20 protein-coding genes and 1 other RNA gene are annotated in these 19,280 nt (G+C 48.0%); 9 read left to right on the top strand and 12 right to left on the bottom strand.

Going from position 1 to position 19,280, the window contains the following annotated elements; genetic code table 11:
- Positions 1-183: 183 nt before the first annotated feature.
- Positions 184-426: a ferredoxin gene (locus tag A3844_RS27500; protein ID WP_074086114.1), complete on the bottom strand. Its 243-nt coding sequence runs from the start codon at positions 424-426 to the stop codon at positions 184-186.
- Positions 427-585: 159 nt separating this feature from the next.
- Entirely contained in the window at positions 586-1,878 is a 1,293-nt protein-coding gene (locus A3844_RS27495; RefSeq protein WP_074109147.1) for a DNA polymerase IV, read from the bottom strand.
- 275 nt (positions 1,879-2,153) lie between these two features.
- Here A3844_RS27495 and cimA point away from each other — a divergent pair, with 275 nt between their 5' ends.
- Positions 2,154-3,773, top strand: a complete 1,620-nt coding sequence (gene cimA / locus A3844_RS27490; protein WP_074086113.1) for a citramalate synthase — start codon at positions 2,154-2,156, stop codon at positions 3,771-3,773.
- Between the two features lie 102 nt (positions 3,774-3,875).
- Here cimA and A3844_RS27485 read toward each other — a convergent pair whose 3' ends face one another.
- The gene (locus tag A3844_RS27485; protein ID WP_074086112.1) at positions 3,876-4,436 is read right to left on the bottom strand and encodes a TlpA family protein disulfide reductase; all 561 of its coding nucleotides are present in this window, start codon (positions 4,434-4,436) and stop codon (positions 3,876-3,878) included.
- A gap of 148 nt (positions 4,437-4,584) precedes the next feature.
- Between A3844_RS27485 and A3844_RS27480 the strand changes: the two genes are divergently transcribed.
- Positions 4,585-5,055, top strand: a complete 471-nt coding sequence (locus A3844_RS27480; RefSeq protein WP_074086111.1) for a M67 family metallopeptidase — start codon at positions 4,585-4,587, stop codon at positions 5,053-5,055.
- On the opposite strand, the gene A3844_RS27475 is transcribed toward A3844_RS27480, so the two are convergent.
- Genes A3844_RS27475 through A3844_RS27465 form a run of 3 tightly spaced genes read right to left on the bottom strand, consistent with a single transcriptional unit; the run spans position 5,042 to position 8,301 of the window.
- A complete protein-coding gene (locus A3844_RS27475; RefSeq protein WP_074086110.1) occupies positions 5,042-5,791 on the bottom strand; it encodes an exonuclease domain-containing protein in 750 nt (249 codons plus the stop codon). The two genes, A3844_RS27480 and A3844_RS27475, sit on opposite strands and share 14 nt — an antisense overlap.
- Positions 5,788-6,870 carry a DUF294 nucleotidyltransferase-like domain-containing protein gene (locus A3844_RS27470; protein ID WP_178382027.1) on the bottom strand — a complete coding sequence of 361 codons (1,083 nt, stop codon included), beginning with the start codon at positions 6,868-6,870 and terminating at the stop codon, positions 5,788-5,790. Before A3844_RS27470 ends, A3844_RS27475 begins: the two co-directional genes overlap by 4 nt.
- Positions 6,871-6,906: 36 nt before the next feature.
- On the bottom strand, positions 6,907-8,301 hold the full coding sequence (locus A3844_RS27465) for an ammonium transporter (RefSeq protein ID WP_074103811.1): 1,395 nt from the start codon (positions 8,299-8,301) through the stop codon (positions 6,907-6,909).
- Positions 8,302-8,883: 582 nt separating this feature from the next.
- Between A3844_RS27465 and A3844_RS27460 the strand changes: the two genes are divergently transcribed.
- Together A3844_RS27460 and A3844_RS27455 are read left to right on the top strand one after the other, a co-directional pair.
- Positions 8,884-9,315 (top strand): MerR family transcriptional regulator, encoded by a 432-nt coding sequence (locus A3844_RS27460; protein WP_074086108.1) that lies wholly within the window; start codon positions 8,884-8,886, stop codon positions 9,313-9,315.
- Positions 9,316-9,352: 37 nt separating this feature from the next.
- Positions 9,353-10,030: a zinc metallopeptidase gene (locus tag A3844_RS27455; RefSeq protein ID WP_074086107.1), complete on the top strand. Its 678-nt coding sequence runs from the start codon at positions 9,353-9,355 to the stop codon at positions 10,028-10,030.
- 37 nt (positions 10,031-10,067) lie between these two features.
- On the opposite strand, the gene gltC is transcribed toward A3844_RS27455, so the two are convergent.
- Both gltC and A3844_RS27445 read right to left on the bottom strand, forming a co-directional pair.
- A complete protein-coding gene (gltC, locus tag A3844_RS27450; protein WP_074086106.1) occupies positions 10,068-10,982 on the bottom strand; it encodes a glutamate biosynthesis transcriptional regulator GltC in 915 nt (304 codons plus the stop codon).
- Positions 10,983-10,996: 14 nt separating this feature from the next.
- Positions 10,997-11,623, bottom strand: coding sequence for a rhomboid family intramembrane serine protease (locus A3844_RS27445; RefSeq protein WP_074086105.1), 627 nt, complete (start codon positions 11,621-11,623; stop codon positions 10,997-10,999).
- A 116-nt stretch (positions 11,624-11,739) separates the two neighbouring features.
- Between A3844_RS27445 and tpx the strand changes: the two genes are divergently transcribed.
- Entirely contained in the window at positions 11,740-12,258 is a 519-nt protein-coding gene (gene tpx / locus A3844_RS27440) for a thiol peroxidase (protein ID WP_074109107.1), read from the top strand.
- 167 nt (positions 12,259-12,425) lie between these two features.
- Here the strand turns inward: tpx and A3844_RS27435 are convergent, their stop codons facing one another.
- From A3844_RS27435 to A3844_RS27425, 3 genes are all read right to left on the bottom strand, one after another.
- Positions 12,426-12,815, bottom strand: coding sequence for a DUF1499 domain-containing protein (locus A3844_RS27435; protein ID WP_074086103.1), 390 nt, complete (start codon positions 12,813-12,815; stop codon positions 12,426-12,428).
- A gap of 164 nt (positions 12,816-12,979) precedes the next feature.
- A non-coding RNA gene (ssrS, locus tag A3844_RS27430) (6S RNA) lies at positions 12,980-13,171 on the bottom strand.
- A 93-nt stretch (positions 13,172-13,264) separates the two neighbouring features.
- On the bottom strand, positions 13,265-14,104 hold the full coding sequence (locus A3844_RS27425; RefSeq protein WP_074109106.1) for a YesL family protein: 840 nt from the start codon (positions 14,102-14,104) through the stop codon (positions 13,265-13,267).
- Between the two features lie 179 nt (positions 14,105-14,283).
- On the opposite strand from A3844_RS27425, the gene A3844_RS27420 reads away from it, so the two are divergent.
- Positions 14,284-14,379 (top strand): dihydroorotate dehydrogenase, encoded by a 96-nt coding sequence (locus tag A3844_RS27420; RefSeq protein WP_074086101.1) that lies wholly within the window; start codon positions 14,284-14,286, stop codon positions 14,377-14,379.
- Between the two features lie 82 nt (positions 14,380-14,461).
- On the opposite strand, the gene cshA is transcribed toward A3844_RS27420, so the two are convergent.
- Positions 14,462-16,132 (bottom strand): degradosome RNA helicase CshA, encoded by a 1,671-nt coding sequence (gene cshA / locus A3844_RS27415; RefSeq protein ID WP_074109105.1) that lies wholly within the window; start codon positions 16,130-16,132, stop codon positions 14,462-14,464.
- Between the two features lie 318 nt (positions 16,133-16,450).
- Here cshA and A3844_RS27410 point away from each other — a divergent pair, with 318 nt between their 5' ends.
- From A3844_RS27410 to A3844_RS27400, 3 genes are all read left to right on the top strand, one after another.
- Positions 16,451-17,278 carry a YitT family protein gene (locus tag A3844_RS27410; RefSeq protein WP_074109104.1) on the top strand — a complete coding sequence of 276 codons (828 nt, stop codon included), beginning with the start codon at positions 16,451-16,453 and terminating at the stop codon, positions 17,276-17,278.
- Positions 17,279-17,450: 172 nt separating this feature from the next.
- Complete coding sequence (locus A3844_RS27405; protein WP_178382026.1) at positions 17,451-17,639, top strand: hypothetical protein; 189 nt, start codon at positions 17,451-17,453, stop codon at positions 17,637-17,639.
- 282 nt (positions 17,640-17,921) lie between these two features.
- Positions 17,922-19,172, top strand: coding sequence for a putative glycoside hydrolase (locus A3844_RS27400; protein ID WP_074101026.1), 1,251 nt, complete (start codon positions 17,922-17,924; stop codon positions 19,170-19,172).
- The last annotated feature ends 108 nt before the right edge of the window (positions 19,173-19,280 follow it).

Here is a 19,280-nt window from a genome sequence, read left to right as displayed (position 1 = left end):
CGAATTGTGAAGTACTTCAATCAATCTTTATATTTTATATCGGCCGAAGTATTAAAAAAAGACATCCCCAGCCGCATTTATAACGGCAAAAAGATGTCTTTCTGGAATAATAAGGATCAGCAGCAAGGTGAACCTTAGCTCTGATCCTTATCTTTTGCGCAGATACGAATAACCCGTAGGACTTTAGCCCTCTTTATTAAAAGGCACGTCTGCAATTTTGATGGAGTCCGTTGGACATCCGTCAGCAGAATCCTGCAGATCATCGAACAAATCATCAGGAATCGCGGTTACCCCGTGGTTGCCGTCGTTTTCGTAGATCACTTCTGCCAGGCCTTCGTCATCGTAATCAAAAATATCAGGGGCCGTCGCGCCACAAGCACCACATGCGATGCAAGTATCTTTTTCGACCCAAGTGTATTTAGCCATTTTATCTCTGCCTCCCGTTGAACAATACAGACTACTGTAGCAGCCTGTTATTTTTCTCATATTAATATAAATAGAAAACAATATCAATGAAATTTCAGCACATTTCCATTTTCACCGTTTCATGAGGAAAGCCAATCGGACGTTAGAAGATAGCCCAGTTCACTCCTCAGCAGGGTCTACTTTATGAAGATTGTCCTTCTGCAGGGAAGTCCCCCGCTCCTTGTGGTTACGCAGACGCGCTGAATGACTGTCGCTGAGCATCCCTGCCGTTAGTACTGCATTCTCGCCGAACTTGTTACGCAGCATGTCCATCGTTTGGTTAAGCGATTCTTTCTTCGGCTGCCGCTGGTAATCGAACAAATCCAGCTGAATTGCAGAATCCTCCTTAGCGGTCAGTCCATGCAGTGTGACTCCCAGCAGCCGCACAGGCTTGTCACCTTTCCAGTGCCGGGCGAACTGGTCGCAGGCTGTCTTATAAATATCCTCGGCGCTCTCCGTAGGCGTCTCCAGCTGGCGTGATCGGGTGATCGTCTTCATATCCGGCGTGCGAATCGTGAGCTGCACCCCTGATGCTACCAGTCCCTGCTTCCGCAGCCGCCTCGCCACCTGGTCGCTCAGATTCAGCAGAATCGGCCGCGCTTCAGCCAATCCGATAACATCACTCGGAAGTGTTGTAGTGTGCCCGATGGACTTGCTCTGCTCCCGTTCCGGGTTCACAACGCCGTAATCAATTCCATTCCCCGCCCGCTTCAGCCATGCACCCATCACTCCAAAATGCTCAACAAGCATCCGCTCTTCTGCTGCCGCGAGTTGACCGATGCTGTAAATTCCAAGTTTACGCAGCTTCTCCGCCGTCTTGCCCCCAATACCGAACATTTCATTGCAGGGCTTATCCCACAAAACACTCGGCACATCACGCAGCCGCAGCACAGAAATGCCGCTGGGCTTCTTCAGATCGGATGCAATCTTGGCCAGCAGCTTGTTCGGGGCAATACCGATAGAGCATGGCAGCCCAAGCTCCTCCATAACTCGCCGCTGAATTGCTTCGGCTATATCTAAAGGCGTACCGAATTGACGTGAACCGGTAATATCGAGATAACATTCATCGATCGAGACAGCTTCCAGGAGTGGAGTATAACTATATGCAATCTGCATAAAAGCGTTGGAGTACTTGCGGTAGAGATGAAAATCCGGCTTAATTAATAGAAGCGAAGGACAAATGCGCAGTGCCTTCTGTACCTGCATACCCGTTGAAATTCCAAGTCTGCGCGCAGCATAGGAACAGGTAACGATGATCCCCCTGCGGAGCTCTACACTGCCGGCAACGGCCGTTGCTTTTCCTTTGTATTGTTCAGGGTCTTCTGCCTCATGCACAGAGCAGTAAAAAGCATTCATATCCACATGCAGAATAACTCTGCCGCTTGCCGGATAATAGTGATCCACATTCTGCACAATATCTACCTTCTCATCTTCAGGGTTTCCATTGTCAAATCCAGCATACCTCTTCTCCCGGCGCAAGGTCAACCGGACACAGGGCTCCTGTAAAGTTCTTTGTTACATTCCCGCGTAAAAATGCTATAATATAAAAATTCATTTACCTAAAACGTATGTTATTATGGCCCACCAAACCTAATCAAATGCTCAAACTTAAGGCATCTGCTAATGAAGCGAGTGTTGTATGAAGCCGTTTCAGAAGTACTGCTCACAAAACTTTTAGGAGGACTCTCATGTCTAAGTCCATTTCCATCTTCGATACGACGTTGCGTGACGGCACCCAAGGTGAAGGCATCAGTCTGTCGGCGGATGACAAGCTGAAAATTGCCAAGAAACTCGATGATCTGGGTGTTCATTATATTGAAGGTGGCATCCCGGGGAGCAACAACAAGGACATTGAGTTTTTCAAAAGAGTCAAGGAACTGCACTTGAATGCCAAAATCACTGCATTCGGCAGCACCCGGCGCAAGAATTCCATTACTGAACAGGATGACAACCTGCAGAGAATGATTAATGCCGGTGTTCCGGCAGCCACCCTGGTCGGCAAGACCTGGGACTTCCATGTTCACACAGCCCTGCAGACCACTCTGGAAGAGAACCTCGCCATGATCGGTGAGTCTATTGCCTATCTGAAACGTAAAGGCCTGGAGGTCATCTTCGATGCAGAACACTTTTTCGACGGTTATAAGAACAATCCCGAATATGCTTCTGCCGTCCTGACAACGGCCCGCGAAGCTGGCGCAGACTGGCTCGTAATGTGCGATACAAATGGTGGCACTCTACCGAATGAGATTCAGGAAATGGTCTCCGGCATGGCCCTTAAGCTCCCTGGGGCTTCACTTGGGATTCATACCCATAATGACTGCGAACTCGCCGTCGCAAATACACTCAGCGCCATCAGTGCAGGTGCGCGGCAGGTACAGGGAACGATCAACGGTTACGGCGAACGCTGCGGAAACGCCAACCTCTGCTCGATTATTCCTACTCTGCAGCTCAAAATGGGGTATCCCTGCATCCCTGGTGATTCCTTGCCCCAGCTCACGAATACCGCCCACTTTATCAGTGAGGTTGCCAATGTGAATCTGCCTGTAAATCAGCCATATGTAGGCAATGCTGCATTTGCGCACAAAGGCGGCATCCATGTGTCGGCAATCCTGCGGGATTCCCGCACTTATGAGCATATTGCCCCCGAGCTGGTAGGCAACAAGCAGCGGGTGCTCGTCTCCGAGCTTGCGGGTCAGAGCAATGTTCTGTCCAAGGCACAGGATATGGGCCTCAGCCTGGATCCAAGCAGCGAGCAAGCCCGCAAGGTGATCGACAAAATCAAAACTCTGGAGCATCAGGGGTACCAGTTCGAAGGTGCCGATGCTTCCTTGGAACTACTCCTGCGCGAAGCCACCGGAGAGGTAAACGAACTGTTCACCTTTGAATCCTTCAAGATGCTTGTGGAGAAGACAGCTGATCACCCCGTTGTCTCCGAGGCCTTTGTCAAGCTCAGAGTCGGCGGTGAGAGCCTCTATACCGCTGCTGAGGGTAACGGTCCAGTTAACGCACTGGACAACGCATTGCGTAAGGCTCTACTGACCTACTTCCCTCAGCTCAAAGACATGCATCTCTCAGACTACAAGGTACGTGTGCTTGACGAGAAGGATCAGACAGCTGCAAAGGTTCGTGTACTGATTGAGTCCAAGGATTTCAATAACACCTGGAGCACCGTCGGGGTATCCAGCAATGTGATTGAAGCCAGCTGGGAAGCGTTGGTGGACAGTATGCGCTATGCGCTTCTGGGGCAGATCTCCCTGCAGAATGAAACCGAAGCAAACCAGGCGCCCAGAGGACTCGTGAATCACTAGTTGAGCCAAGCATTTTTATGGTCCGGTCAAGACAAAGCCCCTCGCAGCCGGGAATATCCCGCATTGCAGAGGGGCTTTGCCACCTAACCGCTAGCTGCCTGTTCAGGAACCGGTAAGGGTGATGATTTTCTTTTCAAGCTCTTCCGGAGATAGAAACCCCAGGATCACCTCGGAGATGACTCCGTTTTTGTCTACAAGCACATTTGTAGGGAATACCATCCCTTTATATTTGTCGAATACCTCGCCCTTCAGGTCATACATAATGGGAAAAGCCAGCATATATTTTCGGACAAAACGCTCCGCATTGGGCTTGTAATCCTGGCTGGTCACATTGATCCCATATACATCGAGGACATTTTTGTATTTTAGTGCCAATGCATTCAGTGTCGGTGCCTCCTGCTGGCAGGGATCGCACCAGGAAGCCCAGAAATTCAGCAGCACTGCTTTATCCCGTGAGCCGCCTACAGCATAGCTTTTACCGCCTTCCTGGAGGGAAAACGCCGGGGCCAACAGCCCGGCATTCATTCCACTTTCCGGTTCAGAGCTTTGCTGAATCGCCGGGACTGCTTCCGGCTCAGATTTCGTGGTTCGCTCCACCGCCAGAAAGACTAAAAAAACAATGACGGCCAGCACCGTTATATTTCGTTTGTTTATTGCTTTCATAGTTGTTTGTCCTTTGCAAGTGAGATGGTTTTCTCCTATTGTACCCCCAATGTCCATAGTTTCAAACCAGTCATGATCTGCAAAAAATAGAACAAAAAAAGAGGATTCCGTCGATGACGAAATCCAATGAAGAGAGAGGGGTGAACAAGTGACAGCATTCCAGGGAAATATCCAGCCGATTAAGCTGAATACATCCGTACAGCAGGCGCTGGGGAAGCACTTGCTGTCCTGTTATCCGCATGAAGCATGCGGTGTACTGCTGGGTACTGCCGCAGCGGGGGGCATGCGCATTGACAGGTATCTGCCTCTCCGCAACGTAGCGCCTGACCCGCTGCATACTTTTGTCCCTGATCCGAAAGAATGGATTAGAGCACTTTATCTTGAGCCGGCACCTGTTGGCTTGTTTCATTCCCATCCGCATACCGCACCTTGGCCGTCCAGCGCAGATATTCAAGGACTGCCTTCACTAGGGCCAGAATTTCAGATCTATCTGATTGGTTCTCCTGGTCCGAAGAGCGGGGAACCTATGTGCTTGCACGGGTTTCAAATCCTCCGGCAGCAGAAACCCTCCGGTCAGCTAATCTATAAGCTGCTGCAATCTCCTGTCATGCTCTGCTGAGATAGGAGTATAGATCCCCTAAAGTCTCTACCTGTTTCTTCTGTGAAATCTCCCGCATATAGCTTACCCATAGCTTTGCCGTCATTTTGGCATCCTCCAGCGCATGGTGACGGCCCTGGATTGGAATGTCATGGATGGCAAGCAGCTCATCCAGTGTGTAGTTGCTACGGTGAGGTTCCAGCCAGCGGGCCAGCATCATCGTATCCAGCACTCTGTGGGTTAGCTGAACCTTTGATGTTTTCCACAGAGCCGCATTCAAAAATGATTTATCATGATTGCTTCCATGCGCGACCAGTACCCGCTGCCCTACAAAAGACATGAAATTATGCAGTCCATCGATCAGTGAAGGTGCTTTGGAAGTCATCTCTTCCGAGATCCCGGTTAGCTTCGTAATATCCTCCGGAATCGTGGTTTGGCAATTCACCAGCGTATAGAAGCATTCCTCTTCCTTGATTTCTTCCCCTACGACCTTAATGGCGCCAAAAGACAGAATCTCATCACCATGCTGATGGGAAAATCCTGTCGTTTCCAGATCAAAGATTACCGTTTCTAATTCAGAGAGCGGGGTATGCAGTACTTCAGGGCGCCGCTTCTCACGCATAAGAGATCTGATAAAGGCCATTTGCTGCGCAGTTTGCTGTGCCGTTTCCCCGCCCCTTATGGACGCGATGGCGGATGGCATTCCGCCCTGTCTCAGGTTGTTCCAGAACCCTCCGCCTTTGTTCGGCTCCTTCATGACTGCCTCCTTTCCGCTGACCGTAGCTGACGCTGCAGGGCCTTGTGGAGGCGCCTGACCAGCAGCAGGCTTTCCCGAAGCGCGGACATGAACTGCTTGTTCTTCAGATCATTCTCAGCAATATAATCACTGCTGGATAATAATCCATCCTGAACTGTAAAAGGGGTATTCACACGCATGCGCAGAGCAGTCAAAAAAGCCCGCCGGATTTCTTCCAGATGCTCGTACTTCCCCAGCTCTGCCAGATGCTCCAGCCGCTTCAGTGTTGAACTGTCCCACACACCATGCAGCAGCGACAAGTGCCTGACGATATTGACCAAAGGAATATAGACACCATACTTAACATCAAAGCCGCCGGCATAATCACCAAAACGCTCTGTAAGTACCTGCCCCAGTAAATTAAGCGTTGCCTTATGACGGACTGTATTGCGAAGCACAGCGGTAGACAGCTTCATGTTATTCACAAATCCGGCATGGAAGGCTTCACGCCACTCCTTAGACAATGCAATACTCCCGGCCACATGGCGCATATCTGAAGCGATAATGAGATAACGGATCGGCTCCCACTCAAGCTGGTTCATCCAGCCTTCCAGCTGCTGTTTCCATTCAGGCAGAGTCTTGCGCCACAAGGATTCGGAGCACATGACTTTCCCGTCGCATTTCTCATAGCCAACTTCCTCAAGCAGATTAGATAACATCACACCGAAAGCTTCAAAATAACTTTTCTTAAGTCCATCCGGCTCACCTTCAACAATTAGCCCGTTATCCTGATCACTCCACATTGTAGCTTCCTGTCTGCCGGCACTGCCGAATACAATAAAGGAATAGGCACAGGGAGGCGGGCCGTAGCCCGCCTCCTTCATCTGCGCCTCACATATGTTGACTGCTGTCCCGGCAATCCGGTCATGCATATCATTGACCCGGGACATCCATTCCTCAATCGGAATAACGTTTAACTGCTCCAGCAACACTTTTTGACAAGCGGTACGCCTTGCCTTAAGCTCCTGCGGCGAACCGGCTGTTACGATGGACAAATAACTTTTATCTTCGTTCCAATCTGCCATCTCCATCGAATCCACACGGTCCGCCTCCCAACAAGTAAAGTGATAAGTTATTTAAGATTTAAGGGGTTTGGATTCTGATTCTGCGATCAATTTCATTTGTTCCGGATAACCGTAAGTACCATGCTCACTGATATCTAGACCCATCAATTCTTCTTCCTCAGTAACACGAAGTCCGATAGCCATCTTCATTACATACAGAATGATGAAGGACATTACAGCTACGAATATGAACGTACCCGCTACGCCGAGAATCTGGACTCCCAACTGGTGGAATCCTCCACCGTAGAACAAACCAGCCTTACCTACAAGTGCTCCTTTAGTGATCAGATCAGGTGCTGCGAACAACCCCGTGGAAACCGCCCCCCACATCCCTGCAATACCGTGTACGGAGAAGGCATAGATAGGATCATCAAGTCCAGCACGCTCCAGCCACTGTGAAGTCATGAATGTAAATGCTCCAGCGATAAAGCCAATCAGGATAGCAGCCCAAGGCTCTACATATGCACAAGCACCAGTGATAGCAACCAGCGCAGCCAGAACCCCGTTCAGCATTGCCGGAATATCCGATTTTCCAAAGTACAACCAGGATGCGATTAGTGCAGCCAGACCGCCTGCTGCAGCTGCGATGTTAGTTGTCAAAGCCACATGTCCGAAGAAACCGCCCATAGGGGACAACGCACTACCTGGATTGAATCCGAACCAGCCAAACCAGAGGATGATTACACCAAGTACAGTAAATACCTGATTATGACCAGGAATGATAACAGGTTTACCTTCTTTATTAAACTTGCCAAGACGTGGCTTAAGCAAGATGGTTGCTACTACTGCAGCCGTTGCACCTGTAAGATGGACAACTGTCGAACCTGCATAGTCCTGCATTCCTAGTTCTGACAACCAGCCGCCGCCCCATACCCAGTGGGCAACAACCGGATAAATCACGATAGAGAACAATATTCCGAAAACAATGTATACGCTAAGTTTTGCCCGTTCGGCCATACCACCGGATACGATAGCCAAGGAGACTGCCGCAAAAGCCATTTGGAAGAGGAACTTAACATTTAGGGTTACATCGGAGAAGGCGAGGGAATCAAATGAAGCCCCTTGGGTATCCCCACCGTACAGGAAACCTGTAGTCCCGAAAAAACCATTGCCGTTACCAAATCCAAGACCAAAACCGATAGCCCAGAAACACAAGCTTGCAATTGCAAGTGTCAGTACCGTTTTGCCGGCAACATGACCGGCGTTCTTCATCCGTACTGAACCGGCTTCAAGCATTGCAAATCCCGCTTGCATAAAGAATACCAGAATGAAGGCCAGGAAAGTAAATACTGTATCCAATCCGATTTGCAAATCCGGCGCTGTCGGGCCGCTAGCCGCGAATGCGCTAACCGGATAGGCCATCAATGTAATCATGGCCAAAAACATCACTATCATCTTTTTTCTCATTCTTTACCCCACTCCCCAATGTTATATTTTCTAACAAAGCGTGAAACTCTTAATGTCATTATAATCAGAAGTCAGGTAAATTGACAAGACTATTTTTTTGAATGCTTTATTTAATTTATGGAAGCTCATGTTTTCCCCAACGAACTGCATCCCCTCTATATCTTTCGGATAAGCCGCAGAATTCCCCAGCTTCTTATGAGACGTAACATGATAGCGGATACATGGAAACCAATATATTTGAATTCATTTATATGTATTTTTATTAATTTTTTCATCGAATCATGTCTTAATGGAACAATTTTATTTTTTCAGCTCAACGCTTTTCCGAGAAATACATTACATGTTATGTTACTTTTTAAAACAAGGGAATTCAACCTTTACCGATTCATTGAAAATACTTACTGTAAGAGTGCATTAACCGAGCATTGATCGTGCTTTGTCAGCATATACTTAAAGTAAGTGTGACGTTTGACTGTATGGTTTTTATTTTGGTATCATTAAGTATGCTCTATTATATAGAAAGAACATATTAAAATTCAGAAGAACTAAAGTTCTTTCATCGAGGTGAGAACCCATGGGGATATGACCCTTTACCGGATCGGCGAGCTGGCCAAAGCTGCCCACACCAGCGAACGGACGATTGATTATTACACGAAGCTGGGACTCATTGCACCGGAATCAAGAAGTGATAAAAATTACCGGTTGTACAGCCATGAAACCCTTGTTGCTTTGGAACGTATTAATCAATTAAAGCAAGAGAAATATACGTTGGACGAGATCAAGACCATGATGAGCAAGTGGAATGAGGCTACACCTGAAAATGACGTCTCAGACCGGTTAGTCGAGCTTGAGCTTCAAATGCAGCGCCTGGAGCGTGAGGTAAAGGCACTGGAGCCCGTCATTAGCGGTTTGAAGCCTGGTCAAGCCAGACGTGCACTTGCAGCCCTGCTTCCTCAAGGAGTTGCCTGCATGGAGGCAATTAAGCTCCTGCTCATACAGGGGCCGCCAATGTAAGTAAACCGCTTAATAAATCACTTCGGAGGAATGACATATGAATTCTTTTATGTTTCTATTGGTAATAGTCGCTTTTCTATTCTCTTTATGGGCCCAGTTCCGTGTGAAGGGCAACTTCAATAAATGGGCCAAGGTAGCCAACACAAGCGGAATGACCGGTTATGATGCAGCACGTCGCATGCTTGATGCAAATGGCTTGGGAGATGTGCCGATTGAGCCCGTACGCGGTTCCCTTTCTGACCACTATGACCCTATCCACAGGGTTGTCCGTTTGTCAGAGCCCGTGTATTATGAGCGCTCCATAGCCGCCATTTCTGTGGCCTGTCACGAGGTAGGGCATGCAATTCAGCATAAAGTCCATTATCCCATGCTTACGCTGCGTCACCGGATGTTCCCGGTGGTCAACTTTGCCTCGGGAATCGCACCCTTTATGCTGCTGGCGGGTTTTCTGTTCAGTTCCTTTAACCTCATTGGCCTTGGCATCATTTTCTTCTCCGCCGCTGTAGCCTTCCAGCTTGTAACGCTGCCTGTTGAATTCAATGCAAGCAACCGGGCACGTCAGGTCATGGTAGAGCAAGGCTTTATCCGTAATGAGGAAGAACGCGGAGTTGCCAAAGTACTGAATGCAGCAGCTTTGACATATGTGGCGGCTGCCCTGGTATCCTTACTCGAACTCCTGCGTTTGATCACAATGTTCCTCGGAAACCGCGACTAACCGCTAATCGACCTTATTCATAACAATACCCCGGAGGCTAAGAGCCTACCGGGGTATTGTTATTCCTGTTTTTGAAATAGGTCAGCAGAAAAGTCCGAAAAGACCGGGCCACCAGCGGCAGTTTTCCATCAGCTCTGTGAATAAGCCCTACCGTCCTCGTTATAGCCGGGTCGACGATCCGAACCTGGGCCGGCTGCATCGGATTGGTCTGATATAGTGCCATCTCCGGCAGGAGGCTTACTCCCATTCCTGCAGCAACCAAACCGCGTATCGTGTCTGTTTCTCCGCCCTCAAAAGCGATTTGCGGCTTAAACCCTGCCTGCAGGCAGGCTTGCCATACAATGGGCCTCAGGGAGTATCCCTGGCTGAACAGGACAAACTTTTCTTCCCGGAGCTGTTCAAGACGGATGACCTCCTCCCCGGCCAAAGGATGATTCTGAGGAAGAATCGCGAACAACTCCTCGGTCATGACAATATCTCCAGCGACATGTCCATCATCCTCCGGGAAAGGCGAGATAAACGCCAGGTCCACCTCTCCTGAGATTACATCCTTGATCAGAGAAGGGTATGCCCCCTGCTTAAACCGGAATTTCACATGAGGATAATGCTTGCGGAATTCAGCAACGATTGTTGGTATTAGATGAGTTCCCAGACTGTGGGGAAATCCGATCCGGATCTCGCCGCGTTCCGGGTCCAGAAATTCATGCACCTCAGCAACGGAGCGCTCCAGTTCCTTAAGCACAGACTCCACTCTTTTGCAAAAGAGCTGCCCCACCGGGGTCAACTGCAGGTTACGCCCCTTTTGCATGAACAAATCGACACCAAGCTCCTGCTCCAGCTGATGAATCTGGCGGCTGACTGCGGACTGGGCGACATGCAATTCCTCCGCTGCTCTTGTTACATGTTCCTTCTGGGCCACCTTTAGAAAATATTGCAGCTGTCTGAGCTCCACTTGAGCACCTCCCGTTATCGTCGGCTTCTTTTAAAGATGCGAATTATGAGTCCATAGAGGAAAAAGCCGGCAGCCAGCCCGCTGAGATGGGCCATCCAATTCACATTCGGAGTCGCAAAGGACATAATGACCCCCATCACCAGAAGGCCGTAGAGCGTCTTGCGTGAGCTATCGTCCATCATCTCCCTTTGTATCAGAGCAATATATAGAAACGCGCCATAAATAGCATAGATTGCCCCTGAGGCCCCCACGGAGACCATCACTGTATCCACAACCGAACGACTGCTGATAACAACGGACAGATAATTGGCGATGTATCCGCCAGCCATATAGAGCAGGGCGTAACGCCACCAGCCCATCAGGCGCTCAAGCGGGGGGGCAAATATCAGAAGGGCAAAGCAGTTGAAGAATAAATGGGCAAACCCGTTATGTAAAAAGGTTGCTGTCACATAACGCCACATTTCATCCTTTTCCGGCCCCGCATTTAAGGTCGCTCCAAACTTCTTAAGTGTCTCCAGATTGGTCGAACCGCCATTGACCGTCAATACAATGAACATAAGCACATTTAGCAGAATCAGAATACAGGTTACCGGATAATAACGGATGTACCCTTTCCATTTCTCGTACCTTATGAATATCATAGCACCATCCCTTATGTAACATAATTTGTCCTCGTTGGACATCCAGCTTCTAAAAAGATTATAATTTATGTTGGCAGTATGAATCCAATCATGCAATTCAAGGAGGAAACAAGGATATGACGCAAGAAAGAACAGGTGTAGCCACATTCAAGGGCAACCCCATTACTCTCGTAGGGCCTGAGCTAAAAGCCGGAGATACCGCACCCGATTTTGTGATAGGCAAGAATCTTCTGGAAGAAGCTTCCCTCAGCGATTATTCCGGCAAAATCAAGCTGATCAGCGTTGTACCTTCTCTGGATACCGGAGTGTGCGATGCACAGACCCGCCGCTTCAATACTGAAGCCGCTGAGCTCGGTGATGATGTGGTCATTCTAACCATCAGCATGGACCTTCCGTTCGCTCAAGCCCGCTGGTGCGGCGCAGCCGGTATTGACCGCGTTGTAACACTGTCTGACCACAAAGAGGCATCCTTCGGACAAGCCTATGGCGTACTGATCAAGGAATTCCGCCTGGACATGCGTTCTATCTTTGTTGTAGACAAAAACAATACCTTGGCTTATGTAGAATACCTGGCTGAAATGTCCGAGCATCCGAATTATGAAGCTGCCGTAGCTGCCGTAAAAGCACTGCTGTAATTGGAAAGAGAACCAAATCACATATAGCAATAGCCCATCTTTTAAAAAAAGCGGCAGAAGGTCATCCTTCTCCCGCTTTTGGTTTATGATCCAACATGAAAGGTTATTCGGGCAAAGCCCGAAACCGTATACAATCCATGAACAGGAAAAATTCCCATGGTTTACGCTTAGTCCACTTTATATTTGCCCAGCTTTTTCTCCAGTGTCTGGTATAAGCGCTGAATAACACGGTAGTTGGCACCCAAATCGCCAAGCGATCCTCTGGATGCCGAATAAATATCAACGGCACAGCGTACCGGAGAAGTATTCAGTACTGACACCGTGATATCAAGAGTCCGCCCAAAGCCCGTCCTTTTTTCCAGGGTGATTTCGCCAACAGACTGCACTTCATGAAGCACTTTGAATCCAGGAACCTTCTTAAGCGTAGAGGATACTTCATCCCACGCCTTGTCTCTTGAAAGATTGTAATAACGCGTCTTTAAAGCCGGGTCTTTAGCACGGTCGCTTGTTCCGTCATGACTGCGAAATAATCCGACCAAGGTTCTTTTCAACGACAAAATACTTCCCCCTCTTCAAATCCCAAGTTCATTAGTCTAAGTGTAACATTCTTAACCCCGGAACAAAAGGGCATAGCTCACTTTCGGGTTATTGCTCTTATACACAAAAAGGTACCCCGTATCCGCAACAAAGCGGGAAAACAGGGCACCTTGTCAATAACAGTAGAAAACCCGCCTATGCCGTCCGGCTACAGTGTCTTCTGAACCTGCTAGAGCAGGTGGGTGACCGCAGAAGTCGTTTTTGAATTCCCCAAGTCGTATAGACAGGGCATTTCAGCTGCGCTTCATATAGATCTCCCAAGACATTATCATTGGTTCAAAACAACGAGCAACCGTAACGTACATCGCAGGAATTACCCTTATTATATTGCGTTTTGACGAAAATGTAAACCTGTATGCGCTTTATTTAACACTTGAATACAGTTTTCGCCTATAAATCCCGGTTTTTATTATCGTTTTGTTAAATCCGTTTGAGGTCTTTTGTCGTTCTCTTCATCTTCATCTTCTTCATCTTCATCCAGATCGTCTTCCGCTTCTCTCTCAGCTGCCTCAAGCGCCGCAAGCTCTTCCTCTTGCTTCTTCTTCTCCACCTGTTCCTGAAGCTTATTGTAGGTAGCATAGAAATTAAAGAAGGCCAGCATAGAAATCAGTGTAGGAATACAAATGGCATAAAGCACTGTATACCGCAAACCTATGTAGGCTAGAACCGCTGAGCCAATAAGTGTCGAGAACACACGGATCGGCCGGGCGATGGTCAGCAGTATCGAATTCGTCACCACTTCTTTGAAGGTCATTTGGTAGTGAACCACAATCGAGAAGAAATTAAACATAGAGACGAACAAAATAATCATCAGCACCAGCATCAATATACCGACAATTCTGAAATTGGCCATCTGAGTCATGTATACGGTCACATCTACATACATAACGACGAACAGCAGGGTATAGATCGCCCCTCCTAGCATGCTCTTCAAATAATTCTCTTTATACCCCTGAAAAAAAGTGCGGAATGTACTTACATCCGTATTGCCCATAACCCATTTGCGAACAACGGTAAACAGTGCTGCCGTTGCCGGAAATACGGTAAAAGGCGCCAAAATACCCAGTGCCCAGTTGAGTGTGATCTGTTCATTAGGGCCCCCTGCACCTGAACCCAGCATAATCATCTTAGTTACTGCCATGAACAGAAACGGAACCGAACATAACGCCCACAAAATATTACTGAAGGCGATACGCGAAATCCACTCCGTGATGCGATATAAACCACCCATTGCTCCCTTAAACTCCAATTTCCTTCCTCCTGTCTGTCTCGCACATACTGCGTATCTTAACTATACCTTATTTGACCCGAACTTTTCCAGCGCCCAAGTTTGAGATTCTGGGTTAATGTCTATGCATCCTTGACGGAGAGTCCATATATTAGAAATGTAACCACTCAAATCAACAACTTTTGAAGGAGGTTGACCTCATGTCCGCACCTGGCTGCTACAATCCTTGGACTTCCACTGGGACCATTCTCGTACTGTTCATTCTGCTCGTAATCATCACTCGTACTTTTGTCTAAAAATAAAACCTTGCTACAAACCAAAAAGAAGACGAGAGCCGTCTAAAGGCTTCTCGTCTTCTTGTGTTATCAGGCCTGCTAATTAAATATCGTAATCTTCGCGTTTAGCCGGGCGTGTGCTAGTGCTGCTTGGGCGTGTGGATGGTTTGCGGTCACTGCTGCGTCCAGCGCCTGCATCACGGCTCGCACCGGAATCACGGTTGCCTTTGTAGCCGCCGCCATATCCGCCGCTGCTATTGCTACCGTAGCCGCTGCTATAACCGCCACGACTGCTGCTGCTGCCGCTGGTGCCGCCGCTTGCATTGTCACGGTTGCCTCTGTATCCTCCGCCTGTACCTGTACCTGTACCTGAACCTGTGCGGTTACCGCCATATCCGCCGTTAGGCTTGCGTCCACTGCGGATATCATTTTTGCCACCACGACGTTTAGCACGGATAGGATCTTCCGGTGTCAATTCAATCTGAGCATCTTTGGTGTCACCGGTAAGCAGCTTCATTGCTGCAGACAGCAGTTGAACTGAATCATATTGCTCCAGAAGCTGAATAGCAATGCCTTTGTATTCGTTCAGCTCACCGCCGTCTTCTACCATTGCCAGCAAACGTTCAGCTGTAATGCGTTGTTTGCCTTCGATAGCCTCAGCCATCGTTGGAAGAGGTTTGCGGGTAATACGGTGACGGGTAACACGCTCAATCAAATGCAGGTGATCCATCTCACGTGGCGTCACGAAAGACCAGGCAGTACCTTCCTTGCCGGCGCGGCCAGTACGGCCGATACGGTGTACATAGCTCTCCGGATCCTGTGGAAGGTCAAAGTTAATAACATGTGTCACGCCGGAAACATCGAGACCGCGTGCCGCTACGTCGGTAGCTACAAGCACGTCAATGCTGCCATCGCGGAATTTGCGCATTACAGCATCACGCTGATTCTGGGACAGGTCACCATGAAGGCCGTCTGCAGAATAACCACGTTTCTGCAATCCTTCAGCAAGCTCATCAACCCGGCGTTTGGTACGGCCGAATACGATAGCCAGATCAGGAGACTCCATGTCAATCAAGCGGCTCAGCGCTTCAAATTTCTGCCGTTCAGGCACTTCGATGTAAGCTTGATCAATCAAAGGTGCACTGATTTGCTTAGGAATTACAGAAACATGTTGTGGATTCTTCAGGAACTGCTGGGCAAGACGTTGAATGTTAGGGGGCATTGTTGCTGAGAACAGCATGGTTTGGCGTTCTTCTGGTACAAGCTTGAGGATCGATTGAATATCCTCCATGAATCCCATATCCAGCATTTCATCCGCTTCATCCAAGACGATGGTTTGAACATCATCCAAACGGATAGTCTTGCGGTTGATATGATCCAAAAGGCGTCCCGGTGTACCGATGATGATTTGCGGTTTCTTTTTCAGACCGCGGATTTGACGGCCGATATCCTGACCGCCGTAAATAGCCAGGGAACGGAGACCTTTGAAACGGGTCAGTTTGCCGATTTCTTCGGCGACTTGAATGGCAAGCTCACGGGTCGGTGTCATTATGAGAGCTACGATTTTCTCTTCTTCCCGGGGAATCTTGGAAATGAGGGGAATACCAAAAGCAGCAGTTTTACCGGTACCTGTCTGTGCCTGGCCGATAAGGTCCGATCCTGCCATTGCAATTGGGATAGCCTGCTCCTGAATGGGTGTAGATTCCTCAAATCCTAGCTCTGTGATTGCTTGCAGCACTTTTGGCTCCAAGCCGAATTCTGCGAATGTTTTCAAATTATTCATGCTCCTTCTATACAGTGGACATTCCACATGCTTGTCTGTATTCTTAAGTAGCGGTAAACACATTTATAGGCTGTCCAATCATGCCGGATTCTCTGCATGGTTTAGCTCGCATTGGGACCAAAAGATGTCCTGATCAGGCCTGGGTGAATATGCCTGAACAATTGTGTTCTTGCACTCTAATCAATGCAAAAAACACTATTGTAACGTCCTACTCAAGAATATCCTATACATTATATCACAAACCCGATTAGGAATACCAGTGTATTCCTTACTTTCATTACTTACATTACGCGTCAGAGGTGAATTTGCTTGTCAAGACTAAAACAAATCGGGAATTACCTTGCAATTATCTTCGGTTCAGCGATGATTGCATGCGGCTTTAACCTGTTTTTAATTCCTCACAGACTGCTGAGCGGAGGAGTTTCAGGGCTGGCCATGTTGGTCGGATACTTTACCCCGTTCAATATCAGCTTAATGTATCTGTTGTTCAATGTACCTTTACTGGTAGCAGGCTGGTTTCAGCTCGGACGGAGATTTATTGTCCTGAGTATCCTGTCGGTAGGTGCTACTACCTGGCTTATGACTTTAATCCCAACGGCCACTGTAGCTTCAGATATGTTACTCGCCTCCGTATTTGGGGGAGTGCTTGTTGGTGTCGGCGCCGGTGTATCCTTCCGGGTGGGCGGTTCTTCAGGGGGCTTCGATATTCTGGGCTCCATAATTATTAAGCACCGTGACTTTCCAATTGGTAATGTGCTCGTTGGACTGAATGGGCTTGTCATTCTAACTGCAGCCTATTTTGACAACAATTGGAATTTAGCACTGGCATCGATGGTTTCTATTTACGTGTCAGGCAAGGTCGTGGATCTGATTCACGTCAGCCACATTAAAGTGACGGTTTACATTGTAACCACACGCACCGATGAACTGCTTCAACAGCTTCTTGGACTGCAGCGCGGAGTGACAAAGATTAAAACTGAAGGTGCTTATTCTCATGTGGAGCGGGACATGCTAATGACAGTGACTACACGTTATGAGCTGGCTGAATTAAAGCGGATTATCAAAAACAGTGACCCGCAGGCTTTTGTGAACATCGTAGAAACAGTTGGGGTAATGGGTTCCTTCCGCAAAAGATAGGCTCAAAAAAAATGCGCATACTTTAAAATTATGATATATTAGACTCACGCAGGACCTTACAAATTTCATGAAGATTGTGATTTACCCTCTTTTTTCCTGGCACTTCGTTTTCCGATGAAACCTGAATTCAATTCAGCACTATTCGAAAAAGGAAAGGGTGATTGTTGTGGAAATGGAAACGGTAAAACTGTCAGCAATCGTCATGAGATGGTATCCGGATATGATACCTTTTCTGAAGCAGGATGAATTGAACTCTGTGATTGTTCTGCGTGACGGTCTGAGTATTCTGGAACCGGAAGATGCGATGGATATTATCCATTACAGCATTTACGAGCATCAGAATTCTGCGTATCTTCAATAAGTAAAATGCTTGGAACCCGTTTTAATAGTTGCCGCTTTGGATTCGGCCGTGGCCGGACCCGAGCGGCATTTACTTTTTTAAAGCTTTAGGTACCACCTTTTTAAAGGCCAGGGCAATCATTCTTATGAATTGTATGGTTTAAAATCTGTACATCCCGTTTATAAACAACAAGAACGGTTTTTATGCGAACAAAATTACGGGGATTGTTACAAGTCTGTTCTTTTTGGACGCTGCCGTTCCTTTATACTTTAAGGGAATGTACATAAAGGGAGAGAATAACAAATGAATATCACCTGGGCTCTACTGATGATGGCTCTGGGAAGCGTCGGCGTACAGCATAATTCACACGAAGCCGACGTGACCGCCGCACTACAGTCCGCCATAAACCCATCCATCGCCGCACAGCACTCATCAAATCCTAACGCTTCACCGAACACCGCGGGAGGAAACGAAGCAACACCTGCTCCAGGCGCTACGCCGGACGCCGAAGCTTCCCCGGGTGCTACAGACACCGCACTTCTAACCGATCCTCAGCCGGATGCCCCTAAGGTCAAAGGCATTTACGTAACAGCCTATAGCGCTGGTGGATCCCGGATGGAGACTTTGCTCAACCTGCTCGACCAAACCGAGCTGAATTCTATGGTCATTGATATTAAAGACGATGCCGGATACATCACATATAAAACAGATAACGCAGAGCTTCAGCAGATGGGCCATCCTCAGCCGTTCATTGGTGACATCAACAAACTGATGGAACGTTTGAAGAAGCATAACGTCTACCCCATTGCACGGATTGTTGTATTCAAGGATTCCGTACTCGCCAAGAAAAAACCTGAGATGTCCTTTGTTACTGCCAATGGTTCAGTATGGACCAATAAGGGCGGAGACAGCTTCGTGAATCCATATAATCAGGATGTATGGAAATACAACGTAGATATCGCCAAAGAAGCCGCCAAACTCGGCTTCAAGGAAATCCAGTTCGATTATGTTCGTTTTCCTGAAGGCTTCGAAAAACGCGCAGACACACTCAAATACACAAAAAGCGACCGTCCACGGGTAGAGATCATTTCTGATTTTGTTAAATATGCCAAAACCGAACTTAGCCCGCTCGGCGTACGTGTTTCGGTTGATATTTTTGGCTATGCAGCCTCTGTCCCTGCTGCGGAAGGCATCGGCCAGGACTTTGTAAAAATCTCCAAGAATGTCGATGTTATCAGCCCAATGGTCTATCCAAGCCACTACTCAACCGGCTGGTTTGATGTGAAAGATCCGGATAAGAACCCATACGCCACTATCAAAGGCTCCATGGTGGATACACATAAGAAGCTTGATCCCCTAGGCAGCTTCAAACCAATCATCCGTCCCTGGATTCAGGACTTCACCGCAAGCTGGCTCGGAAGCGGGCATTATGTCAAATATGGCAAACAGCAGGTTGAGGACCAGATACGTGCCCTAAAAGAAAAGAACGTCGATGAATTCCTGCTCTGGAATGCCAATAACCGTTATACTTCCGGTGTAGATTACGAAAAATAAGAAAAAAGTTTTCTGCCATTTTAGAATTCTTATTTTACAAGCATCCATTATAGACCCCACATTGTGGGGTCATTTTACTGGGATTGGTCCCGGAAATTAAATATAAGA

The sequence above is a fragment of the Paenibacillus helianthi genome (assembly GCF_001909055.1).
Lineage (GTDB): Bacteria > Bacillota > Bacilli > Paenibacillales > Paenibacillaceae > Paenibacillus_AQ > Paenibacillus_AQ helianthi.
Note: the sequence above shows the minus strand (reverse complement) of the source record. Positions and strands in the feature narration are given on the sequence as shown.

What these genes read in the sequence shown, in the direction of transcription:
- A3844_RS27500 (WP_074086114.1), bottom strand. Translation starts at nt 426, where the DNA reads ATGGCTAAATACACTTGGGTCGAAAAAGATACTTGCATCGCATGTGGT.
- cimA (WP_074086113.1), top strand. Translation starts at nt 2,154, where the DNA reads ATGTCTAAGTCCATTTCCATCTTCGATACGACGTTGCGTGACGGCACC.
- A3844_RS27485 (WP_074086112.1), bottom strand. Translation starts at nt 4,436, where the DNA reads ATGAAAGCAATAAACAAACGAAATATAACGGTGCTGGCCGTCATTGTT.
- A3844_RS27475 (WP_074086110.1), bottom strand. Translation starts at nt 5,791, where the DNA reads ATGAAGGAGCCGAACAAAGGCGGAGGGTTCTGGAACAACCTGAGACAG.
- A3844_RS27465 (WP_074103811.1), bottom strand. Translation starts at nt 8,301, where the DNA reads ATGAGAAAAAAGATGATAGTGATGTTTTTGGCCATGATTACATTGATG.
- A3844_RS27460 (WP_074086108.1), top strand. Translation starts at nt 8,884, where the DNA reads ATGACCCTTTACCGGATCGGCGAGCTGGCCAAAGCTGCCCACACCAGC.
- A3844_RS27455 (WP_074086107.1), top strand. Translation starts at nt 9,353, where the DNA reads ATGAATTCTTTTATGTTTCTATTGGTAATAGTCGCTTTTCTATTCTCT.
- A3844_RS27445 (WP_074086105.1), bottom strand. Translation starts at nt 11,623, where the DNA reads ATGATATTCATAAGGTACGAGAAATGGAAAGGGTACATCCGTTATTAT.
- tpx (WP_074109107.1), top strand. Translation starts at nt 11,740, where the DNA reads ATGACGCAAGAAAGAACAGGTGTAGCCACATTCAAGGGCAACCCCATT.
- A3844_RS27420 (WP_074086101.1), top strand. Translation starts at nt 14,284, where the DNA reads ATGTCCGCACCTGGCTGCTACAATCCTTGGACTTCCACTGGGACCATT.
- A3844_RS27405 (WP_178382026.1), top strand. Translation starts at nt 17,451, where the DNA reads ATGGAAACGGTAAAACTGTCAGCAATCGTCATGAGATGGTATCCGGAT.
- A3844_RS27400 (WP_074101026.1), top strand. Translation starts at nt 17,922, where the DNA reads ATGAATATCACCTGGGCTCTACTGATGATGGCTCTGGGAAGCGTCGGC.